This window comes from Aliirhizobium smilacinae (assembly GCF_006335145.1).
Lineage (GTDB): Bacteria > Pseudomonadota > Alphaproteobacteria > Rhizobiales > Rhizobiaceae > Neorhizobium > Neorhizobium smilacinae.
The window spans coordinates 380670-403883 of sequence record NZ_VDMN01000003.1; the positions used below are offsets into that span (position 1 = coordinate 380670).

The 23214-nt window shown below is 59.7% G+C and carries 20 protein-coding genes and 1 tRNA gene; 5 read left to right on the plus strand and 16 right to left on the minus strand.

Going from position 1 to position 23214, the window contains the following annotated elements; all coding sequences use genetic code 11:
- Positions 1 to 12: 12 nt before the first annotated feature.
- Both FHP24_RS16570 and FHP24_RS16575 read left to right on the plus strand, forming a co-directional pair.
- The gene (locus FHP24_RS16570) at positions 13 to 1305 is read left to right on the plus strand and encodes an ATP-binding protein (protein ID WP_180356031.1); all 1293 of its coding nucleotides are present in this window, start codon (positions 13 to 15) and stop codon (positions 1303 to 1305) included.
- Between the two features lie 359 nt (positions 1306 to 1664).
- Positions 1665 to 2795, plus strand: coding sequence for a porin (locus FHP24_RS16575; protein ID WP_139677327.1), 1131 nt, complete (start codon positions 1665 to 1667; stop codon positions 2793 to 2795).
- Between the two features lie 355 nt (positions 2796 to 3150).
- On the opposite strand, the gene FHP24_RS16580 is transcribed toward FHP24_RS16575, so the two are convergent.
- Entirely contained in the window at positions 3151 to 3456 is a 306-nt protein-coding gene (locus tag FHP24_RS16580) for a hypothetical protein (protein ID WP_139677328.1), read from the minus strand.
- A gap of 262 nt (positions 3457 to 3718) precedes the next feature.
- Positions 3719 to 3795 (minus strand) — tRNA-Arg (locus FHP24_RS16585).
- A gap of 272 nt (positions 3796 to 4067) precedes the next feature.
- Between FHP24_RS16585 and FHP24_RS16590 the strand changes: the two genes are divergently transcribed.
- Entirely contained in the window at positions 4068 to 4280 is a 213-nt protein-coding gene (locus tag FHP24_RS16590) for a DUF3329 domain-containing protein (RefSeq protein ID WP_139677329.1), read from the plus strand.
- 19 nt (positions 4281 to 4299) lie between these two features.
- Here FHP24_RS16590 and FHP24_RS16595 read toward each other — a convergent pair whose 3' ends face one another.
- The 4 genes from FHP24_RS16595 to FHP24_RS16610 form a co-directional block, all read right to left on the minus strand.
- Positions 4300 to 4803: a hypothetical protein gene (locus FHP24_RS16595; RefSeq protein ID WP_139677330.1), complete on the minus strand. Its 504-nt coding sequence runs from the start codon at positions 4801 to 4803 to the stop codon at positions 4300 to 4302.
- Positions 4804 to 4870: 67 nt separating this feature from the next.
- The gene (locus FHP24_RS16600) at positions 4871 to 5719 is read right to left on the minus strand and encodes a transglutaminase family protein (RefSeq protein WP_139677331.1); all 849 of its coding nucleotides are present in this window, start codon (positions 5717 to 5719) and stop codon (positions 4871 to 4873) included.
- Positions 5720 to 5745: 26 nt separating this feature from the next.
- Entirely contained in the window at positions 5746 to 6687 is a 942-nt protein-coding gene (locus tag FHP24_RS16605; RefSeq protein WP_139677332.1) for an alpha-E domain-containing protein, read from the minus strand.
- Positions 6688 to 6698: 11 nt separating this feature from the next.
- Positions 6699 to 8108, minus strand: coding sequence for a circularly permuted type 2 ATP-grasp protein (locus FHP24_RS16610; RefSeq protein WP_180356032.1), 1410 nt, complete (start codon positions 8106 to 8108; stop codon positions 6699 to 6701).
- 308 nt (positions 8109 to 8416) lie between these two features.
- Between FHP24_RS16610 and FHP24_RS16615 the strand changes: the two genes are divergently transcribed.
- Positions 8417 to 9301 (plus strand): DMT family transporter, encoded by an 885-nt coding sequence (locus tag FHP24_RS16615; protein WP_139677333.1) that lies wholly within the window; start codon positions 8417 to 8419, stop codon positions 9299 to 9301.
- Positions 9302 to 9307: 6 nt separating this feature from the next.
- Here the strand turns inward: FHP24_RS16615 and FHP24_RS16620 are convergent, their stop codons facing one another.
- The 7 genes from FHP24_RS16620 to FHP24_RS16650 form a co-directional block, all read right to left on the minus strand.
- Complete coding sequence (locus tag FHP24_RS16620) at positions 9308 to 9826, minus strand: hypothetical protein (RefSeq protein ID WP_246091785.1); 519 nt, start codon at positions 9824 to 9826, stop codon at positions 9308 to 9310.
- 71 nt (positions 9827 to 9897) lie between these two features.
- Entirely contained in the window at positions 9898 to 10137 is a 240-nt protein-coding gene (locus tag FHP24_RS16625) for a hypothetical protein (protein ID WP_139677335.1), read from the minus strand.
- Positions 10138 to 10257: 120 nt separating this feature from the next.
- The gene (locus FHP24_RS16630) at positions 10258 to 12048 is read right to left on the minus strand and encodes a DEAD/DEAH box helicase (RefSeq protein ID WP_139677336.1); all 1791 of its coding nucleotides are present in this window, start codon (positions 12046 to 12048) and stop codon (positions 10258 to 10260) included.
- A 333-nt stretch (positions 12049 to 12381) separates the two neighbouring features.
- A complete protein-coding gene (locus tag FHP24_RS16635; protein WP_139677337.1) occupies positions 12382 to 13716 on the minus strand; it encodes a solute carrier family 23 protein in 1335 nt (444 codons plus the stop codon).
- A 262-nt stretch (positions 13717 to 13978) separates the two neighbouring features.
- Entirely contained in the window at positions 13979 to 14443 is a 465-nt protein-coding gene (alaE, locus tag FHP24_RS16640; protein WP_139677338.1) for an L-alanine exporter AlaE, read from the minus strand.
- Between the two features lie 185 nt (positions 14444 to 14628).
- Positions 14629 to 14985, minus strand: a complete 357-nt coding sequence (locus FHP24_RS16645) for a hypothetical protein (RefSeq protein ID WP_139677339.1) — start codon at positions 14983 to 14985, stop codon at positions 14629 to 14631.
- Between the two features lie 205 nt (positions 14986 to 15190).
- A complete protein-coding gene (locus tag FHP24_RS16650) occupies positions 15191 to 16780 on the minus strand; it encodes a trimethylamine methyltransferase family protein (RefSeq protein WP_139677340.1) in 1590 nt (529 codons plus the stop codon).
- Positions 16781 to 17048: 268 nt separating this feature from the next.
- Between FHP24_RS16650 and FHP24_RS16655 the strand changes: the two genes are divergently transcribed.
- Complete coding sequence (locus FHP24_RS16655) at positions 17049 to 20687, plus strand: response regulator (RefSeq protein WP_180356042.1); 3639 nt, start codon at positions 17049 to 17051, stop codon at positions 20685 to 20687.
- An 8-nt stretch (positions 20688 to 20695) separates the two neighbouring features.
- On the opposite strand, the gene FHP24_RS16660 is transcribed toward FHP24_RS16655, so the two are convergent.
- The 3 genes from FHP24_RS16660 to FHP24_RS16670 all read right to left on the minus strand — a co-directional run bounded on the left by FHP24_RS16660 (position 20696) and on the right by FHP24_RS16670 (position 23203).
- Positions 20696 to 21832: an acyltransferase family protein gene (locus tag FHP24_RS16660; protein ID WP_139677342.1), complete on the minus strand. Its 1137-nt coding sequence runs from the start codon at positions 21830 to 21832 to the stop codon at positions 20696 to 20698.
- Positions 21833 to 22111: 279 nt separating this feature from the next.
- On the minus strand, positions 22112 to 22681 hold the full coding sequence (locus FHP24_RS16665) for an NADPH-dependent FMN reductase (protein WP_139677343.1): 570 nt from the start codon (positions 22679 to 22681) through the stop codon (positions 22112 to 22114).
- Positions 22682 to 22804: 123 nt separating this feature from the next.
- Positions 22805 to 23203, minus strand: a complete 399-nt coding sequence (locus tag FHP24_RS16670; protein WP_180356033.1) for a hypothetical protein — start codon at positions 23201 to 23203, stop codon at positions 22805 to 22807.
- Positions 23204 to 23214 lie beyond the last annotated feature (11 nt).

Consider the following 23214-nt stretch of genomic DNA (forward strand, 5'->3'; position numbering starts at 1 on the left):
CTTGCGGCGCAAATGCTCAGCATTTCATATTTCCTGCACGATAAGAACAGACTGCTCCTCGACTATCGGGCCTTTGATGCCGTCGAGCGGTTGCTGAGCACCGCAAAATTGCTGAAAACGCTTCCAGCTGCGGATGAGGAGGCGGTCATCAAGACGCCCGCCGAATGGGGGCTGCAATATACGATAACCGTCGCGGCACCACAGGTGCGTGACGAACTGCAGTTATCCGAAGATCTCGCAATCTACCTGAAGGACAAGTTCGGCCTTTCGTTCGGGGATGGTTTTCTCCTTGCCGCAGCGGAAAGCGGGAATCGGTCCGAGATAACCGGCCAAAGTGACAAACCCGGTCGGAATCTGGTGCTTCTGGCTTCGATCAAGTTGGACGATGGACGATGGCTTACCGCACGGGATGTATTGCACTTGCCCAAGCCTTGGGCCTGGCAGCTCACGGTCACCATTCTTGCGACAGTCACCATTGTCGTCGCTGTCGTCTGGATTATCGTCGCCAAGATAACGACGCCGCTTCGACATCTGTCGAATGCAGCCGACAATCTGGGCCGGGGTGAAGACCTGCAACCCATTTCTGCCTCTGGTCCGTCCGAACTGAGGAAACTGACCCAGGCCTTCAACGACATGGCGGCCCGGCTCACCAGATTGCTGAATGAACGCGCCAGAACGCTTGCGGCGATCGGGCACGACCTTAAATCCCCGATCACAGCAATGCGGCTCAGGATCGAGCTTCTCGATGATGGCGAGCCGAAAGATCGGCTCGGTCTATGTCTCGATGAGATTCAAGAACTGGTGGATGCTGCACTGTCCCTGTCGCGCGGTTGCGATACTTCGGAGCCGGAAGTCGTATTCCAGCTTGAAGACCTCATGAGCGAACTGGTGTCGGATCTGAGGGTCGTGGGGGGCGAGATCACTCTCGTCAATCCTCATCGGTTCTTCATCTATGGGCGTCGAAATGCGTTGAAGCGCGCGGTGCGGAATGTGGTGGAGAACGCGCTGCGATATGGCCACCGGGCAAGGATATTCGTCCGTCCGGCGATGGCGGATGTGTGTCTGCTGATTGATGATGACGGACCTGGTATTCCAGAGGCCGATCGGGCCCGTGTTTTCAATCCGTTTGTTCGCCTCGAAGAATCCCGCAGCAGAGACACAGGTGGAAGCGGCCTCGGTCTCGCTCTGGCCAAGTCGATCATCGACGGCCATCAGGGAAGGATTAGATACGAGGAGGCCGATTCAGGAGGCGCCCGTGCGGTGATCATCCTGCCGCGCTTGCTGGACCAGTCAGCTGCAGTCTAGATCTGCGACATTGATAGCCGGTCGCTGCCGTCGATCTCTACAATCATTTTGGATGATCAGAATCGGACGATCTTAGACGCCCCAAGCTTAGGGCTGGACGTGTTCGAGTTTGTCGCGGAACCGTTGCCTTCGTCTGTTCCTGATACCGTTTGATTACCATCAAATTACGCACGGTTACAAACCGATGCGCGTGGGCAACAGCTTCGATCGCTGCATCCCGTTCTCCATATGTGGGAGAATACTCCTGCTATCGTCCCCTGCCGGCTCCTCGTATTTCTTGGTCACCGAATATGCCTTCGGTTTTTTAATTTGGTGGTTGAGGCTCCCGGCCGCGGTCCATCATCTGAATGGAGATCATAATGAACATCAAGAGCCTTCTTCTCGGCTCCGCTGCAGCTCTCGCAGCAGTATCCGGCGCGCAGGCTGCCGATGCGATCGTCGCGGCAGAGCCCGAGCCGATGGAATATGTCCGCGTTTGCGACGCCTTCGGCACCGGTTATTTTTACATTCCCGGCACCGAAACCTGCCTGAAGATCGGCGGTTATCTCCGCGTTCAGGTCGATGGCCGTAGCGACGACGATCTGTCCGGTAACGACGCAGGCTACCGTACGAACACCCGCGCCCAGGTCCGTCTCGAAGCCAAGACCGACACCGAATATGGTACGCTCGGCTCGCGCATCACGCTTCGCGCCAACAACAACTCCTCGAACACCACTTCGATCACCATTCCGGATGCTGTCGGTGGCGGTTCTACGACCTACAGCTCTTCGCAGGGTAACAGCGATTTCTTCCTGGAAGAAACCTATATCGAACTGGGCGGCTTCCGCGTCGGTTACTTCTACAACTATTTCGACACCGGGCTTCCGGGCGAAACCGTTCTCGCCGACGACCGTCCATACAACAACGGTGGCGACGGCGCAGACACGCTGAACAACTCCATCCGTTATACCTATGATGCTGGTGCATTCTCGGTTTACGGTCAGGTTGACGCCTTCAACTCGCAGGCCGGTTACAAGACCGACGATGCAGGCAATGCTGACGAAATCGGCATCAACGGCGTCATCACCGGTAAGTTCGGCGGCGTAACTCTCGACTTCTTCGCTGGTTACGACTTCGACAACGAAAATGCTGCTTTGGCTTCGACGCTGACGGCAGCCATCGGCCCGGGCTCGCTCGGCGTCTTCGCTGCATACTCCTTCGGCCAGAACCGCTACTTCGACGCTTCCGAGTGGACGATCGGCGCGGAATACGCCATCAAGGTCACCGACAAGTTCTCCATCGCACCGGGCGCCCAGTACTGGGATAACGTCGAACTCGACGGCAATGGCGACTTCGACGGTGGTGATGCATGGCGCGTTGGTGTAACGGCTGATTATGCCATCACCGAGAACCTCGCGGCCAAGGCGACCGTCAACTACACCGACGTCGACAATGGCACAGACTCTGCCGACAAGTGGGACGGTTTCCTGCGCCTGCAGCGCTCGTTCTAATTCGCTGCATATTACAAATGAAAGCCCGGAGCGATCCGGGCTTTTTTGCATTTGGGCACAGGTTATGAAGCTTGCTTACAGCGGAAGGCTGGTCGTATGCCGAGATCTCCGATGAGAAGACCTATAGAGCGAACCTGACACGTAATCTCGGGCGACGGCGCCGAGATTACGTGTCAGGTACTCTGCCAGATCGACAGAGATCACCCGCAGCCACTCCCGCGTGATCGATGCCATCAGGAGCCGTCCGAATGATCTTAAGGCATCATCAGGCTGTTTGCCGCCCGCCGCATGCCTAAGAGGTCTTGCTGGATGCTGCGGTCGGCGAAGCGATTATTGACTAGAAATGGGAAAGTCTTCACGCTAGAAGGGTTGGCGTGTCCAGCTCGCGCCGGATGCGATCCTGCAGCGCGTCCGCCACCGCGTGCAGGAATTCTTTCCGGCGTTGGTCTAATGTCATCTCGGCATCAAGATTAAGCGGTTCGCGGATCCTTTCCATGAATCCCGAATGGTCGTAACGATCGGAAGCTACGTTCACCTCGACCTCGTCCATGAAATGGGCAAGAAGTGGTCCCAAAGCAAGGTTCGTATCCTTCTGATATTGGATGGCCATCTGCTGGGCGAGCTTGCGCATCTGTACGTAGGGGCCGAATTCGGTGCTCATCGAAATTTCCTCAATGACGTGCGTGAGCAACTTAGATAGTTACCGCCGGCCGGAAGACGATGGCTATTTTCGAGATTGATCGTGAGATCGCTAATTATCATAGTCAAACTGCTGTCTACGCGCTGCTCCAGCTTGGCCATCTTGGTTCCGTTATTTTTTTGGCAATTCGTTTTACATCATCGAAAAGGTCGATCATCTTCCTAGCGCCAACATCCCTCTTCCGAAGGAAGTCGCCATAAAACCAATGACTTGGGAAATGAAATGGCGCACCCGACAGGATTCGAACCTGTGACCTTTGGAATCGGAATCCAACACTCTATCCAGCTGAGCTACGGGTGCTAACCTAAACCAGCGATGACTCGCCGGTGTCCGATGAGTGGTTCTTAGCCTAGCTCGGCAGAGGCTTCAATGCCAATACCGCTGAGGTGACGAAAAATCGTTCCTGACGCCGAACTTCCGGGCCGGGTGAGAATATCTTTGGGTAAAGGGCCTCGCAGCGGGCATGGTCGGCATCGCAAAACGAAGTTGATGGGTCCGCAGCCTTGCATTTTTTCGCGCCAACCCGGATATCCAGTCGAGGTCGCGCGTGTCCGGCTGGAGGAGAAAGAAATATGATCGACCCGAACCATCCTTTTTACGATGCGCTGTGGCGCCGGGTGCTTATCCCGGTCGTGTGCCTGGTTTGGGTCGGCATTGAGCTTTATGCGGGCGAGGCCATGTGGGCCGGCATTGTTGGTGCCGTCGGCCTGTTTGCCACCTACAAGCTCTTCTTCGACCGGAGGAAGCCTGAAGAGCAGAGGCCTCCTGAGCATCAAGAAGACTAAGGCTCCGTTCGAACGATTGTCAGCGCCAGTAGAGTGACGCCAGCGCGCGGTCTATCATCAGGTTGGCCGTCTTCATCCTCATTGTCGCGTTGTCGCGAAATTCCGGGGCAACGCGGTCCGGGTGATTAAGCTTGGCGAATTGCCGGCGCTTTTCGTTCAGCGCCGCCTCGCCATCCTTCGATGAAATCGCCAGATCCTCGGCAATTTCCGCCTCCGTCAGCCGTTCCAGATGGGGCGGCATGACAGGGGCTTCCGGCTGTTTTCCTGCATCTTCCGTATCAGGCGATGTGTCGGCCTCCGACTTTCCGGCATCGGGGTTTGTGCCGGGCCAGTCGGAGAGATAATCGAAATAGGCGCCGGTATCGGCTTCCGCCCCGGCAGGGCGCCCATCGGGCGTGAGAAAGCCAGCACCAAGCCCGCGGATGCGGAAATCCGCATCTTCGGGGGCCGTCTCTTCATCGTCTTTCTGCTCGTCCTTCAGTCGGGTCAGTACCGACTGAAAGACAGACTGCCCTAACAGCATGCGGCCCCCGGTCCAGAAACCTCATTCAAGCATCTGGGGATGGCGCCGGGCTTGCGTGCGCGCAGGTTCAGGACTGGGTCTGGTTCTGCCGACCTTGACCCTGGCTCTGTGACTGGCTCTGGCTGGGCGTCACGGTCAGGCTCACCTTCAGGTTCTCGCCGACCGAGCCGATGCGCATACCGGAAACGGGGGCGCAGTCGCGATAGCAGAGGCCGGATGAGATGCGGACATAACGGTCGTCGGGGCAGACGTTGTTGGCGGCGTCGAAGCCCACCCAGCCGAGGCCGGGAATATGCGCTTCCGCCCACGCATGGGTCGCCACCTGTTCCGGATTGTCTTCCATCAACAGGTAACCGGAGACGTAACGGGCCGGCACGCCCGAGAGCCGTGCCGAGGCGATCAATATGTGAGCGTGGTCCTGGCAGACGCCGGTTTTTGCGGCCAGCGCCTCTTCGGCGGTGGTTTCCGTCGTCGTTGTTCCGGGCGTATAGGCAACCGTCTCATGGATCACGTCCATCAGGGCATGCATCCGCGCAAGCTCGCTGTCGCCATTCACGCTTCCGGCGAGATCTTTCAGGAGTTTGCCCGGCTTTGTGAGGTTGGTGTCGCGCAGGAAAAGCCAGAGCGGGCAGAAGCCGACATGCGGGCCGAAAACGCCAGCCTTGTCGGTGGCTTCCACCTCTCCCGAGGCCGTGATGCGGATCGTGTGTTCGGCGCCCTCGACGGACACCAGTTCCACCCTGTTGCCGAACTGGTCGGCATAACCCGTCTCGATCTTGGCGCCGTCGACCGTCACGGCCCAGTTCAACACCTTCTGCGTTGGGCCGGTTACCGGCGTCAGGCGCAGGCGCTGGAGCGAATAGGGGACGGGTTCGTCATAGAGATATTCGGTCGTGTGTGAAATCTTCAGCCGCATGGGGATGGTCCTTCAGGTGCGGTCGTCTATTGATAAAAACGGTAGCCTTGCGAAATCTCGGCGCTGAGCTGGTTGTTGCGATAGACGAAGTCCTCGAGGAATTCGTGCAGGCCCTGGTCCATGACTTCGGTGATCGATCCTCTTTTCAGGATCGCCCGAATTGCATCCGCAGTCTCGTGCGCCTTGTGGCGCTGGCCGTAGTCGGTGGCCAAATAGCCGAGATTGCTGACGATCTTTTCGTAACAATAGGCGAGCGATCGCGGCATCTGCACCTTGAGGATCAGAAAATCGGCGATATTGGCCGACTGGTAGTCGCCGTCATAGACCCATCCATAGGAACGATGCGCCGAGACCGAGCGCAGGATCGATTCCCATTGCATGTTGTCGAGTGCCGAGCCCACCTGGCTGACGGAGGGCAGGAGCACGTAATATTTGACGTCGAGAATGCGGCTCGTATTGTCGGCCCGTTCGATAAAGGTGCCGATGCGGGCGAAATTATAGATCTCGTTGCGCAGCATCGAGCCGTGAAACGCGCCGCGGATCAGGCCGCAGCGATGCTTGATGCCGTCGATCAGCTCCGGCATGTCGGCGGCCCTCAGCTTGCGCGAAAGCCGTGCCTTGAGGTCTATCCACGCCTCGTTCGTCGCCTCCCATGTTTCCCGCGTCAGCGCGGTTCGCACCATCCGCGCATTGTTGCGGCCGGCCTCGATGCAGGAAATCACGCTCGAAGGGTTGGCGCTGTCGCGCAAGAGATAGTCGATCGCATCTGCCGCGGTCAGCTTGTCGTGCACTTCGGAATAGGCTTCGCGCACGCCGGCACTTTCCAGTACGCCATGCCAGTCCTCATCGGAGGAGCCGGCGCGGGTCAGCGATACACGCAGGCCGGCATCGACGAGACGGGCGATGTTTTCGGCGCGCTCGATGTAACGGAACATCCAGTAGAGGCCGTTTGCAGTTCTTCCCAGCATTCTTTACGCCCTCAATCTTCCAGAACCCAGGTATCCTTGGTGCCGCCGCCCTGGCTGGAATTGACCACCAGCGAGCCTTGCTTGATCGCCACGCGGGTGAGGCCACCCGGAATGATCTTCACCTTGTCGGATACGAGTACATAGGGCCGCAGATCGACATGGCGCGGGGCAATGCCCTTGTTGACGAAGATCGGCACGGTGGACAAAGCCAGTGTCGGCTGGGCGATGTAGTTGGAGGGGCGGGCGGCCAGCTTTTCGGCAAAGTCCGAACGTTCCTTCTTCGTTGCCGTCGGGCCGACCAGCATGCCGTAACCGCCGGATCCGTGGACCTCCTTGATCACCAGGTCGGCAATGTTTTCCAGCACGTATTTGAGGCTGGCGGGTTCGGAACAGCGCCAGGTCGGCACGTTTTCCAGAAGCGCCTTGCGGCCGGTATAAAATTCGACGATTTCCGGCATGTAGGAATAGATCGCCTTGTCGTCGCAGATGCCGGTACCCGGCGCATTGGCGATCGTGACATTGCCGGCGCGGTAGACATCCATGATGCCGGGAATGCCAAGAGCGGAATCGGCCCTGAAGGTGAGCGGATCGAGGAAATCGTCATCGACACGGCGGTAAAGCACATCGATCGGCTCATATCCGCGGGTGGTGCGCATCTGCACCTTGCCGTCGAGGACGCGCAGGTCGGAGCCTTCCACCAGTTCGACGCCCATCTGGTCGGCGAGAAAGGAATGTTCGTAATAGGCGGAATTGTATATGCCCGGCGTCAGCACGGCGACGCGCGGCTTGCCCTTGCAGCCCGGCGGTGCGACGGCGGCCAGCGACTGGCGCAGAAGCCGCGGATAATCCTCCACCCGCTGCACCTTGTTCAGGGTGAACAGTTCCGGGAACATCTGCATCATCGTTTCGCGGTTCTCCAGCATGTAGGAGACGCCGGAAGGCGTGCGGGCATTGTCTTCCAGCACGTAGAACTGGTCCTCGCCGGTGCGCACGATGTCGGTGCCGACGATATGGGTGTAGACGCCGCCCGGCGGCTTGAAGCCGATCATCTCCGGCAGGAAGGCAACGTTCCGCTCGATCAGTTCGCGCGGAATGCGGCCTGCCTTGATGATCTCCTGCTTGTGGTAGATGTCATCGAGGAAGGCGTTGAGCGCCAGAACCCGCTGCTCGATGCCTTGCGCCAGCTTGCGCCATTCGCGGGCGGAAATGATTCTGGGAATGATGTCGAAGGGGATGAGCTTTTCGGAGCTGTCCGCGTGGCCGTAAACCGCGAAGGTGATGCCGGTCTTGCGAAAAATGTTCTCCGCATCCTGGGTCTTGCGGATCAGATGGGCGGTGTCCTGTGCGGCGTACCACTCGTGGTAGTTCTTGTATGGTGGTCGCGGAAGGTTCTCCGCAGTTAACATTTCATCAAATGCCAAAGAAACGATCCCCTTTTTTGGCCATAAGAATACAACGCAGAGGGCAATGCAAGAACCATGCGCAGTTGCCGAAGATAAAATCGAAACTCCACTTGGCGTAAGAGAAAAGGGCTGAGCGGCCCCAAACTGCGGGTCCATCCCCAATCGGTCAGGTTTTGCTTACATGCGCCAAATCAATATGTTGCCCGTTAAAACGCCATGTGCTCACGGGATGATCAACGTCATTGACGATTGTCGTCAGATTTTCTGCTTTGACCGGAAATCGCTGCCCGCCTATGGGGAAAGACCCTCTTTGACGGAACCTCCCCATGCTTGACCGATTTGCGCCGGCGATATTCGCGTTTCTTTGGTCCACGGGCTGGATCGTTGCCAAATACGCCGCCATGCATGCCGATCCGATCACGTTTCTTGCCGTGCGCCATGCGCTTGCGGCATGTGCATTCGCGGGCATCTGTCTGGTGATCAAGGCGAAATGGCCGAATAGCGCGACAGGGTTCGGCAGAGCCATCCTGTCCGGTGTGTTCCTGCACGGGCTTTATCTGGCCGGTGTCTGGTATGCGATCGGGCAGGGCGTGCCTTCCGGGCTCTCGGGCATCATTGCCGGGCTGCAGCCGCTGCTCACGGCGCTTGCCGCACCTTTCTTCCTCGGGGAGCGGCTGGCGTTGCGCCAGCGGATCGGTCTCGGTCTCGGTTTTGCCGGCATCCTCATCGCCATCTCGCCGCAACTGATCGCAAGCCTGTCGGCTGGTCTGACGGGGCTCGGCATCCCGCTCGCCATCAATCTCGTCGCGATGAGTTCGGTGACCTACGGAACGCTCTACCAGAAACGCTATCTGCAGCACGGCGACATATGGACGACGGCAACCCTGCAATTCATCGGCGCCTTCATCGTTACCCTGCCGATCGCGATGCTGACCGAAGAGATGCGCTTCGACTGGACCTATACGGCGATCGCCGCCATGGCCTGGTCGGTGATCGGCATCTCGATGGGTGCGGTATTTCTGCTTCTCTATCTCATCCAGCGCGGGCAGGTGTCGCGCGCAGCCTCGCTGATCTATCTGATGCCGCCGATGGTGGCGATCGAAGCGTCGGTACTGTTCGGCGAGCCGCTGACCTTGCCGATGATCGTCGGGACGGTGATCGTGGTGGCCGGGGTGTATCTGGTGAACCGCAAGGCGAGGCTGGGCGGGTAAGACGAGCTACGGTTTCCAGGAACTCCCCACGGCCGCTGGGTCATCGATCCCTTCCGGCAGGTCGGTGAACCTTCGAGCATCTTGCGGACGTCGCCCCGGCTTGCTTGGTTGAAGCATGTCATGGATGACCCCGTCGGCCGACGTGATAAGACCTACCTGCTCCAGGCCTCGCAGAAATCCAACGGTCGAGAGAAGGTGCAAGTTCGGTGGCTTGTTGAAGATGCGCAGCCCTGCATCGTCGAAAAGGATCGCGACCGGCTCGTCTGATCGCAGATAGCGGCCGATTCCATCGTCTGAAGAGATGAAGTCGATCATTGCCAGTTCGCCGGCGTTTCGCTTGGGCTTGTTACCGGCGCGCCGCTTTTCACGTTCGGCGGTCCCTATGTCGGTCGCCTCGATGATGAATGGTGGACTGTTGATGTCGATGAATGTCTTGACCTCGCTATCCTTCAAATAAGAGAGATCGCTGGTCAGTTCATCGTAGACTGCGTCGACCAGTACGATTTTCATCTCGATCTGAAGCAAGAGTTGCAGTCGGTCGGCAACCCAAAGGCTGTTTATCGGCCCCGCGTCCGGAAGGATAAGCGTGCACCGCTTCATCCCTGCTTCCAGAGTCTCACGAAGGTCGCCGCCTGCTCGTCGATCTCCTGCCGAGGTGGGAGTGGCATGGACAGGTTAGCATCTCCCAATGCAACCAGAAGGTCTGCATAGTCCCGCAGGCCGAGATCGCGAATGGCATCTCGGCGTGAGATCAGTCCCGTCGAGTAGGCGACCAGTATGTCGCGTTTCGGCTGAGCCGGATCAACAGACGCTTCTATCGTCCTTTTCTTCAGCATGTGCCAACCTCCAGAGCTTTCGAACCATACTCCGCGGAACGAGGGCCTGCAATCATGCCGCCAAAAGCAAAACGGCCGGGTTTGAGCCCGGCCGTCTTTCAGTTCATCTGGTGCTGGCGATTATGCCGGACGGCGCTTGCGGCCCTGGAGACCGGCGCCACGCTGATCGTCGCGCTGCTCTCCACGGTTGTCATTGCCGAAACGGACCGGACCACGACCTTCGCCCTTGCGTGCTTCACCCTGTGCGGGCTGCGACGGCTTGGTGGCGGCTGGGTTCGGGGCGCCGTTATGGGCCTTGCGCTGCTTGCCGGCTTCATGCGCGCCATGGGCTGCATGATCGCGGTTGCCGGCAGCGGCCGGCTTGGCCGGACGCTGGCCTTGGCCCTGAGGACGGCCGCCATTGCGGTTTTCGCCGTTGCGCGGGGCCTGCTGGCCACGGTTACCACGGAAGTCCGACGTTGCGGCCAGATCGTTATCGCCCTCGGAACGCGGAGCTTCCTCGCTGCGGCGCTGGCCGCGGAACTCTTCGTTGCGACGGTTGTCACGCTGCGGACGGTTGTTGGCGCCGCCACGGCGTTCGCCGCGCTCTTCCGATGCACCTTCTGCGCCTTCTGCTGCGAAGAATGGCTTGCGGGCAGGGCGTTCGCGACGCGGACGACCTTCGCCAGCACCGTTGCCACCGCCATTGCCGCGACCACCAGCATTGCCGCCGCGGGCCTTGTTGCCACCACGGTTGTTGTTGCCATTGCCGTTAGCGCGAACCGGACGGTTCATGGCTTCAGGACGCTCGCCGGACGCAGTCTTGATCTCGATGCCCATCAGCTTTTCGATATCGCGAAGCAGCAGGGTTTCGTCCGTCGCGCAGAACGCGATGGCGATACCGTCGAGGCCGGCACGCGCCGTACGTCCGATACGGTGGACATAGGCATCCGGTACTTCCGGCAGATCGTAGTTGTAGACATGGCTGACGGCCGGGATGTCGATGCCGCGGGCAGCGACGTCGGTTGCGATCAGCGTCTTGATCTCGCCGTCACGGAAACCCTTCAAGGCGCGCTCGCGCTGGCCCTGGCTCTTGTTGCCGTGAATGGAGGCGACCGAGAAGCCGATATTGTCGAGATGCTTCATCAGCTTCTCGGCAGTGTGCTTGGTGCGCATGAAGACGATCGAGCGACCATCCGGGTTTTCGAGCAGCGACTTGCGCAGAAGCTCGGTCTTGTCACCCTTGCCGCCAACGAAGTGGACGAACTGATCGACCTTGTCTGCAGCCTTGCCCGGAGGCGTGACTTCGACCTTAGTGGGCTCGGTGAGGAAGTCGGCAGCCAGATCGGCGATCGCCTTCGGCATGGTGGCCGAAAACAGCATGGTCTGGCGCTTCTTCGGCACCATTTTCGAGATCTTGCGCAGGTCGTGGACGAAGCCGAGGTCGAGCATCTGGTCGGCTTCATCAAGAATGAGGAAGCGGACCGTCGTCAGGCCGATGGCCCGGCGGGCAATCAGATCGAGCAGGCGGCCGGGGGTGGCAACCAGGATGTCGGTGCCCTTTTCCAGCTGCAGCTGCTGCTTGTTGATCGACACGCCGCCGACGACGAGATTGATCTTAAGCGGCTTGCCCTTGGCGAAGGTTTTCAGGCTGGCGGCGATCTGGTTCACCAGTTCGCGCGTCGGAGCCAGAATCAGCGAACGGGTCGTGCGGTTGTCGGGGCGGACGTTGTCGGCGAGAAGGCGCTCGATCAGCGGCAGGCCGAAAGCGGCGGTCTTGCCGGTGCCGGTCTGTGCGAGACCGATGAGGTCTCGGCCTTCGAGGAGGAGTGGGATTGCCTGCGCCTGGATCGGCGTCGGTGTTTCAATGCCAAGCGCGGTCAGCGTGGCGACGATCTGCTTGGAGACACCAAGAGATTCAAAATTCGTCAAAGCGAATACCTTTCGGGGCGCCAGAAAACAACATGCCTGCATGGCACCATGCCATGTCGGCTGTTTCTGGCGTCAAGAACCCCGCGTGATTTGGGAACTTGTGTGTTGGAAATTGCTTCCCAGCGCTTGAACCCTGATTGTCAGGGCGATCTATCAGTGCGCCTTGTTCCTTCTTTGCGATCGATTTTTGTCGCAGGGCCAACTCACGCGGCGGCCGGAAGGTGAAAGCATGAGCCGCATGTGGTGGATTTCGCCGCAAAAGTCAAGGATGTTTTGCAGATGCGAAGCGCAGGCCAGCCATGCGGCCTGCGCTCTGGTCCGGTTCCGACTTGATCAGGACTGCTGATCCGGCTTCGTTGCGGCCTTCGTCAGCCCCAGCGCATGATAGAGCACGATCGCGCCGATCGTTGCCGTGCCGATGCCGTCGAGCGTGAAGCCGGCGATGTCCAGCTTGAAATTGCCGGCTCCCAGCACGAGCGCGACGCCGACGGTGATGAGATTGCGCGGCTCGGAGAAATCGACCTTGTTTTCCACCCAGATCCGGCCGGCCGTGGCGGCGATCAGGCCAAAGACGACGATCGAAAGGCCACCGATGACCGGACCGGGAATTGTCTGGATCAGCGCGCCGAATTTCGGCGAGAAGCCGAGCAGGATGGCAACACATGCCGCGACCAGGAAGACCAGCGTCGAGAAGATACGGGTCACGGCCATCACACCCATGTTTTCCGCGTAAGTGGTCATGCCGGTGCCGCCGAAGAAGCCGGAGAACATCGTGGCTACCCCATCACCGATGAAGGCGCGGCCGAGATAGGGGTCGAGATTGCGGCCGGTCATCGCACCGATCGCCTTGATGTGTCCGAGGTTTTCGGCAACGAGAATGACGACGACCGGGGCGATCAGGGTGATTGCCGAAGCGGAAAAGACCGGCGCGGTGAAGGTCGGCAGGCCGAACCATGCGGCGGCCGAAACGCTGGAGAAATCGACCGGCGTGCCGTAACCCATGCCGTTCGCCAGCACGAGATAGAGAATATAGGCGAACGCTCCACCGAGGAGGATGGGCAGGCGGCGGGTCATGCCGGGCGCATAAACGGCAACGAGGCCGACCGCGGCAACGGTCAGGATCGCCACCCAGCGCGACAGCTGGCTGCCGTCGGGCGAGGTCGGGCCAATGCCGGAGGCGCTGGCGATTGCGATTGGTGCCAGAACGAGGCCGATGGCGGCGACGATGGCGCCGGTCAGGACCGGCGGCATCAGTCGCTCGATCCAGCGATGGCCTGCCATCATCACGATGACGCCGATCAGCGCATAAAGCGCACCGGCCGCGATGATGCCGCCGAGCGCCAGAGCGATGTTCGGGTTAGGGGCGCCGGCTGCGGCGGCCGTCGCCACCAGAACCGGGCCGATGAAGGCGAAGGACGAACCGAGATAGCTCGGCACGCGGCCGCCGACGGCGATGAAGAAGATCAGCGTCGATATGCCGGAAAACAGAATCGATACATTGGGATCGAAACCCATGATCATCGGCGCGAGGACGGTCGAGCCGAACATCGCCACCACATGCTGGAAACCCAGCACCACCGTCGGTCCTGCCGGCAGACGTTCGTCGGGCAGAATGCGCCCCTCCGTCTTCAGCCGCCAACGCGGAAAATAGCCACCCGTCTCGCTCATCGCTTGCCCTGTCCTGTTGCTTCCCGCCAGGCGACCTGACACGCTTTTTTTAAGGACGCGCGTTTTCGTTTTTCGGTCGGAGGCGGGAAAGAGATTTTGCCTGTCGCGCGGGCACGGGATCGCCGCTAAGGCGTCGAAGTCCGGGGCCGGCTCGCAAAAACCTTCGATACTTCCATCAGCGGCCACTGTCATCGGGTGAGCGAGGGTTTCCCACAGCAGTTCGCCTGCGACTTCTGCGAGAATTGGCCGCGCCGACCGGGCGTCAGCTGTTCAGGGACATCGGCTTTGCGCCGCCCTGTGGCAGTCCGAAGAGGTGCCTGACGGTATTGAGAAACGCTCCGTAAGGCCTTCCCAGAACGAGCATCATCACTGTTGCGCCGATCGTGCCGTGCAGCAGGCCGGAGCCGGATGCGCCGCTGATGGCGATGATCGCCGCATAGATCGGGACCTGGAAGGTCATCAGCGCCATGCCATCCCAGAACAGGCGCGATAAGCTCGTATCGCCTGCGCGCTTCATCAACCAGTCGCGCCAGAGCCCATATGGCCGACCAACAGGCACCATCAGCACTGCCCCGAGAAGACGGGCGTGAAAGACTTCGTCCCAGGTCATCTGCGCGATGAGGCGCTCGTTGATGATGCCGGTCGTAGTGAAAAACATGATCAGCGCCAACGTATCGGCGGTGAAAGATCGCCAGCGGCCGCTTCGTTCTTCAACGGTGAGGGACAATCTCGCTATCCTCGAAGTGTCATCGTCGTTTGCCAACGCATCGGCAGCTGCTTTGTTGCGGCCTGTAGGATAGCGAGGCGGATCGGCTTGGCGAGATCGTGTTGCTTTACATACAAGAAAAGCGGCGGTGAATGGTTCACCGCCGCTTTCGGCAATTTCAGGTCAAGGCCCGATCTGCAGGCCGGTCAGTAGCAAACGCGGGCGCGATAGGCTTCGCCATATTCGTTTTCCACCCATTCCATATGGCAGCGCGGCGGAGGCGGGGCCGGCTCGTAATAGGCGCGACGGTAATAGACCGGCGGCGGCGGTGGGGGCGGAGCATATTCGTATTGCGGCTCGACATAGACCGGACGCTGCGACCCGGAAACGATCGCGCCGCCGATGAGGCCGCCGGCAATGCCTGCAGCGGCGCCAAGCAGGACGTCATCGCCGCGATGGTGGTAACGGTCGCGGGCTTCTGCGGCCGGTGCGGTCGCGGCAAGAGCGCCTGCGACAGACAGGGCGACAAGGCCTGCGGAAACTGTTTTCTTCATGAAGGTCATGATCGTGATCCTTTCCCTCTGGTTATTTCCAAGGGCACGTTCACAAGGTGATGCTGAATCTCGGCGGTTTGATGGAAAGAAACCGGAAGTAGTCTGAACGGGTGTTCACACTCGGTCGTCCGGGAGTTGATTTTCTCGCCCGACATACAACTTCTGCCTCGCTTCGTGGCAAGATCATGGCAATTTTGCGCCAGATCGAAGGCGGTCAGAAATCCGTCGGAACGCCGCCTTCCGACTTCCGGTTCGCTACGAAGGCGTCCAGTTCCTCTTCTGCCGCCGGATCAAGCGCCGGTTGCTGATAGGCATCGAGCGCCTGCTTGTAGGTCCGGTTGGCATGGTCGTAGGTGGTCGGGCGACCGGCTTCCGTCCATGTCTCGAAATTGCGCCAGTCGGACAGGATCGGCGAGTAGAACGCGTTTTCATAACGGGCCAGCGTGTGGGCGGTGCCGAAATAATGGCCGCCGGGGCCGACGTCGCGCACGGCGTCGAGTGCCAGCGCGTCCGGGCTGACGTCGAGCGGCGTCAGGAATTCCGCCACCATCTGCAGCATGTCGACATCGAGGATGAATTTTTCGAACGATGCCGTCAGGCCGCCCTCCGTCCAGCCGGCGGAATGGAGAATGAAATTGCCGCCCCCTTGGGTCAGCGCCCAGAGGGACATGGCCGATTCGTAAGCCGCCTGCGCATCGAGCGTGTTGGCGGCATTGGTATTGGAGGTCCGGTAGGGGATGCCGTAACGACGGGCGAGCTGCCCGCCGGCAATCACCGCCTTCATATATTCCGGCGTGCCGAAGGCGGGGGCTCCCGTCTTCATGTCAACGTTGGAGGTGAAGCCACCATACATGACCGGCGCGCCTTTCCGCACCATCTGGGTGAAGGCGATGCCGCAAAGTGCTTCGGCATTCTGCTGCACCAGCGCACCGGCGATCGTCACCGGTGCCATGGCGCCCGCCAGCGTAAACGGCGTCATGATGACGACCTGATTGCGCGACGACATTTCGATTATGCCCTGCAGCATCGGCCCATCGAGGCGAAGCGGGGAGGAGGAGTTGATGACGGTGAAAAGTGACGGCTCCGTCTCCATCTGCTCCATCGAAATACCGCGGCCTATGCGGGCGATTTCCAGCGCGTCGAGATTGCGCTGTTTGCCGAGCGAATAGCAATGGAACACCTTGTCGGTCAGCTTCACCAGATCCGACAGGCAATCGAGGTGGCGGACGGAAGCGTGGATGTCGATCGGCTCGACCGGATAACCGCCGGTCGTATGGATGATGTCGTAATGCTGCGCGAGTTTTATCAGCTTGCGAAAATCTTGCCTGTTGCCAGCCCGGCGGCCGCCTTCGCGGTCGGCTACGAAGGGTGCGCTTGCAACCTGGGCGAAGACCAGATTGCTGCCGCCAATCTTGACGGTTCTGGCCGGATTGCGCGCATGCATGGTGAAGGTTTTCGGGGCATGCGTGATCAGTTCCTCGATGAGGCCGCGATCGAAACGCACCCGCTCGGAGCCCGGCGTCACGGCGGCGCCGGCGGCCTTCATCCGATCGCGCGCTTCGGGCAGGATCACGTCCATGCCGATTTCCTCGAGCACGGTCAGCGAGGCGTCGTGAATGTCTTCCAGCGTCTGTGCCGAGAGGATTTCGGTTTTGTCGATCGTGTTGACGAGGTTGCGGTATTTTGTCCCGTCAGAACCGCTGCGGATGCGCTCGGCGCTACGTCCACCGGCACGTCTGCGACGCTCACTGCCTCCCTGGGCGGTTTCGAGTTCGCCGGATGCTGGTGTCGTGATCTCGCTCATGGCTGTTCCGTTCGCGCCGTTACCGGGCAAATGTGACAAATTGCAGGGTCGATCGCCCTCGTCATTTGCGACTACCTGCCGCCTCTTACAGAACATCGCGCCGTTCGGATGGAAAGATACGGGGCACTACATGAAAATCCGGGTGACGACCTGTGGTAAAAACGCGTTGTTAACACTCGTCATGGTGTTATCGTCGCCATCATGGCCGCAGAGAATCGGCCCAAAAAATTGCCCGGGAACACAATTATAGGGACAGCAGCGCTTGGATATGCACAGCGACTTGCTCGACAAAGCCTGTGCGCGGATCCAGGATCTGCCGCAGCCGGCTTACATCAAGGATAGCGCGCTCCGTTACGTGGCGGTCAATGCCGCTTATGCGGAACTTTTCCGCGCACATCCGGAAGGTTTTGTCGATGGTGCCAGCCGCAACCTCACCGGCACGGTGGATGCCGGCGAGCGCAAGGAAAAGGAAAGCCGCGCCATCGTGTTCGGCAGCGACGAGGTGGCAAGGCTGTTCGATGCCTCCGGCGCGCTCGCTTATGAAGTCCATATCGAGCGCTTTCTGACCGAAAACGACCATACATATCTGTTCGGCACGATCGAGGCGATTGCCCCCAAGACGGTCGTTTCGCCCGACATGGCCAAGGTTATCCCGTTGCCGATTGCGAGCAGTTCCGCCACCGTATTCGACAACAAGCTTATCGACGATGCGCTCGACATGCTGGAAATGGGAATCGGCATCTACGATCGAAATGACGTGCTGCTTTATTGCAACTCGCAGCTCACAGAATATGGCCGCACGCTCGATATCGATCTGCAGACGGGGATGAGCCTGCCGCAGATTCTTGTCCAAGCTTATGATCGCCGTAAAAGGATCTATCACTCGGACGATGTGGTGTTTGCGCAGGGCAGGGATAGCTGGCTTGCCGAGCAGATGAAGCCTTTCCGGTTGCCCTATTACGAAAACATCGAACATCTCGCCGATGGGCGCTGGCTTCGCGCAGTCAACAAGCGGCTGGAAAACGGTGTTCTGATCGCGATTCGCCAGGAGGTGACCGACTTCAAGGAGCAGGAAATGCTGCTCCGCAATCAGGTTGCCGAAACGGAAATGTTCCGCGCCATTCTTGAGGATCTTCCTACGCCGGTTTTCGTGCGCAATGCCCGGCACGAGCTGACCTATGCCAACCATGCCTATGAACAGATGCTCGGCGACCGGCGCGACCGCTATCTCGGTCAGACGGAAGCAGAAATGTTTCCATGGGCGGCGGAACGTTTCCGGGACGAGAATGCCCGGGTGCTGCACGGTGAGGATATCGACAAGTCCGAGGATATGACCTTTCCGGACGGATCGGTCATACCGGTTTTGACGCGTCTTCGGTCAATCCGGACGGAGGACGGCAGCAACTATCTCCTCTGCTCCCGCACGGATGTCTCGCAGATCAGCCAGGCGCAGGCGAAGGCTGAAAAGATCAGTCAGGACCTGCAGACCATCCTCGACGCACTTCCTGTCGGTGTCGCGATCCTGACGGAAGACTTCGATTTCGAATATGCCAATCCGGCCTTTAGCGAATTCTGGGATACGAAAAAGAGCTTCGACATTTCCGGTCGCTCCTATCGCGATTTCCTCCGATTCGCATTCGACAATGGCGTGTTTTCGAATCACGGGTCCGACTTCGAAAGCATTTACCGGCAACGGATCGCCGCGCTGACGGAAGACGGGCATCCGCCACTCGAAATTCGTTCGCTGACGGGCAGGCAGGTGCTGATTTCGCCGTCGAGGCTCACCGACGGCAAGCTGCTCCTGAGCTATACCGACATCACCGCGATGCGTAAGCGCGACGCTGAGATTCAGGAGGCCCGGGCGGCGCTCGAGCGTCACGGCGCGCTGATGCGGGACGCGACCAGCGCCATGTCGCAAGGGCTGCTGATCCTGCGCGATGGACAGGTCGAACTGTGTAACGACGCGATTTCCGCCATGCTGGAAATCCCCGTCGAAATGGTGTCGCAGGGGGCGCGGTGGCGTGATCTGTTCCGCTACTGCGTTCGTCGTGGTGATCTCGGCGCCAACGGCCAGGCGTTCGGGACCTTTCGATCGCTGGAAGAGAACATGGCCTCCGGCAGACCGTTCTTTGCCTCGTTCAAGATCGAGAACCGCAAATGGGTTCAGGTTGAGGCGCGGCAGACGGACAGCGCCCATTGGCTTGCCATCTTCACCGACGTTACCGACGTCAAGGCACGCGAAGAGGACCTGACTCGGCTGTTGCAGCGCGCCGAAGCCGCCGATCGAGCCAAGTCGGAATTCCTCGCCAACATGAGCCACGAAATCCGCACGCCGATGAACGGGGTTCTCGGCATGGCGGAACTTTTGGCGAAATCACATCTCGATACGCGGCAGAAGACTTTCATCGACATCATCGTCAAATCCGGCAATGCGCTGCTGACGATCATCAACGACATCCTCGATTTCTCCAAGATCGATGCCGGCCAGATGAAGCTCAGGAAGGCGCCGTTCGACCCCGTCGAAGCAATCGAGGACGTCGCGACGCTTCTGTCTTCGGCAGCTGCCGACAAGGATATCGAACTCATCGTGCGCGGCGATGCGTCCGTGCGGGAAACCGTGCTCGGCGATGCCGGGCGTTTTCGCCAGATCGTCACCAATCTCGTCGGCAATGCGGTGAAGTTCACCGAAAAAGGTCATGTCTTCATCGACCTGAAGTCCGAACCTGCCGGTGCATCAAACCTGATGCTGAAGATCCGCATCGAGGATACCGGGCTCGGCATCCCGCAGGAGAAGCTCGCTTCGGTTTTTGAAAAGTTCTCGCAGGTCGATACCTCGTCGACACGGCGGCACGAGGGGACGGGGCTCGGGCTCGCCATCACCTCCGGTCTCGTCGAACTTTTCGGCGGTTCGGTCGATGTCGAGAGCGAAGTGGGGCGCGGCTCTGTCTTTACCGTCCGGCTGCCGTTCCCGATCGTGGCGGAACGCAAGACGGAAACGGTGCTGCCCGTCAACACCAGCGGCGCCCGTGTCCTGATCGTCGACGACAATATCGTCAATCGCCGCATCCTGACCGAACAGCTTTCGATGTGGGGTTTCGATACGGTAGCGGCGGAAGGCGGTGCCGAGGGGCTTGCGGTTCTCGCCGAGGCGTCGCGGCTCGGTATTACCGTCGATGCGATCGTTCTCGACTATCACATGCCGGGAATGAACGGGCTTGATTTTGCCAAGTCTCTGCGTGGTGACAATCGCTTCGACAGCGTCGGCATCATCTTCCTCACCTCGATGGACATGGCAAGCGACGAGAGCGTGTTCGCCAGCCTGCAGATCCACGCACATCTGATGAAACCGGCGCGCGCCAACCTTCTTCGCAGCACGGTCATCGATGTGGTCCGCTCGGTCCGCAGCAAACGCCGGATGGAGGCGGCCATCGCCCATGACGCGATTGCCCCGGTCGCAAGTCTCGATATGGTGACAAGTGCCAAATCAACACTTCCAGTGCAGGCCGCGCCATCGCTCGACGTGCTCGTGGCCGAAGACAACGAGGTCAACCAGATCGTCTTCACCCAGATCCTGCAGACCACCGGATGGCTGTTCCAGATCGTCAGGAATGGCGCGGAAGCGGTCGAAGCCTGGCAGACGCACGACCCTGCGATCATCCTGATGGATGTCTCTATGCCGGTTATGAACGGGCATCAGGCAACCCGGCGGATCCGCGAACTGGAGGAGCGCACCGGCACACATACGCCGATCATCGGCGTGACGGCGCATGCGCTGGAAAGCGACCGGGAACTCTGCTTCCAGGCAGGCATGGACGACTATCTGTCGAAACCGATCAGCCCGGAAGCGCTGGAAGACAAGATCCGCACCTGGATCGGCGGCGCGCGGCTGACGACGCGGTTGCGCTGACCGTCAAATCAGGCCGCGGCGGTCCGCGGTCTGGTGAGGCTCCGGCCGATCTTCTGTCCCTGCATTTCGATCAGGTTGTAACCGGCAGCCGCCAGTGCGTAAGTCATGGGAATGGTGATGATCAGTGTCACCAGCCAGCGCGCTGGATCGCCCATCTCGAAATGGCGGATCAGATAGGCGACGACCGGCTGCAAGATCAGCAGGTGGGCGAGATAAGCACCGAAAGATAGTTCGCCGAGCGTGTGGAAAAACCGGTTGCCGAGATGATCGGAAATCGTCTGGGCAATGCTGGAGATCATCGATGGCAGACGTGGTGCGTGGACCAGCACGAAGAACGCGATCACCAGCAACAGCCGCACGATCTCATGCATGGGCCGCATCGACCCGCCGATCGGGATAAGGACGAAGACGCAGGCGAGCGCCGCATAAGCGTAAGCGCGGCGGTTGCTGACACCCAGTGCGGCAGCAAGGATCATCCCGGCGGCGAAGACATGCATCTTGAGCGGCAGGAAGGTCGGCATCGGAAAGTGATAGCCGAGCTTGGAGACGACGTAGGCGGTGACCACACCCGCTGCGACAACACCGAGAATGCTCTTCACCCAGCCCAGCCGCCCGACGATGACCATGATGAACGGCAGGGCTAGATAGAATTGCATCTCCAGGCCGATGCTCCAGTCAGGCAATGCCGTTCTGTATCCGTATGTCGGGCTAAAGCCGGACAGGAAACTCAGGTGAAGCAGATAGTTCGTGGCACTGTCATCGAGGTAGCGCGATGCCGGCTGCGGGGGGACTGCGTTGAATGCATCAATGACCATGCGGGCATCGTAGATGATCGGGCCGAGGGTCAGCGCCGCGAACAGCATGACATAATACAGCGGTGCGATGCGGAAGAACCGCCTGACCCAGAAGACGGTCCAGGTGCTCGGTGCCTCCCAGGGCTCTTTGTTTCGTCTCAGCTGGTAGTGGAAGACCATCAGGAAACCCGACAGCATGACGAATAGGTCCACGCCTAGATCAGGGTCTCCAATGATAGGCACCCTGAAACCGGTCAGGATATGGGCGTGTCCGACGAGCACCCACAGTGCTGCCAAACCACGCAAGCCATCCAGGCATGCGATCCTGCTGCTATTGGCGGAACTGTTCATCCGGCGATCTCCCCGCTGCATCGTCCGCCCGTTCGCGCGCACTCGGTTGCTTCGCAGAACACATGTTGCTGCACTGCAAAAAAGGAAGGGCGGATATGGCATCATTGTGACCATGATGCCGAAATTTGTGATTTGGTGTCCGGTTGGCCCGTCGGACGCCCGCGACAAGTGCTTGCAGTGCAGGCGTGGGCGCTGCCGTTGCGTGCCGAAAAAAAATTAAAGGGAGGAGCCCGATCTGTCGGGCTCCTCCCTTAATCGTTGCCGATACTATTCTAGATTTCAGCCCTGACGGCCGGCCTTCAGGGCTGTGGCCCAGGTTGCCAGCTGGTCGAGTGCCGCATTCAGGCCTTCGTTCATCGGAGCGGTCGGGTTGAAGACCTTCTGCTCGTCGATGAAATTGGTGAAGAAGGGGATCGGGACCGTCTGCGGGATCGGCATCATGTTGAGGTTGCTGATCAGCAAACGCAGTTCCTGGGCGGCGCGAAGGCCGCCTGATACGTGCGCGTAGCTCAACACACCGGCGGGCTTGAACGACCATTCCAGCGACAGGACCTGCAGCGCGTTGATCAGCGCGGCATTGGGGAAATAGTCGTATTCCGGGGTGAGGAAGAGATAGGCGTCGGCGGATGCGACGCTGGCGGCCCAGCGCCTGGTATGCTCGTGCTCGTATTTCTGCATGCGCGGATGGTTCGGCTCGTCGAGAAGCGGCAGGTTGAAATCGGCGAGATCGACGAGTTCGACTTCGAACTTGCCGTGTTGCTTGGCATGGTCGGCGGCCCATTTGCCGATTGCCGGGCCGGCGCGGCCCGGACGGGTGCTGCCGATGATGACGTTGAGCTTCAATGACATGCTGAAATTCCTATGTTGATCCAACATGCCTGTTTCACCCCTGCGGCCGAAGGATGCAGGTGCAAATTTCGAATGGCAGCCATGTGCGGGTGAAGGGGCTGTGCGTAACTCAAGCGATTGCCGTCAGATAGATCCGTCGAATGCATCTGCCTCGTTTTGCGTGGCGAAGTTGAATGTGACCAGTTCGCTCTCATCATCCTGACGGATACCAACCGCGGTAACGATCAACCGGGCGATCTCATCCTGCGCTTCACTTCCCGACCGGGACGATGCCACGGCCGTCTCCATGGCCGATGCAAATATTTCGCTGATCAGACCGAGGCGCATATTGTGCTTCATGATAATATCGCGGTCCTCAAGGATAGCTACCTGTTCAGCCTGCGGGATACCTGCGTTGTCCATTGCAGTTATCGTGGCACTGGTCGCGAGCCTGATCGGACCTTCCTGAAGCCAACGGTCGACCATCTCGTGGAACTGACGCATGCGCGCAGCGGGGATTGTTTTCTGTACGGTGATCGACATCTGCGTTCCTT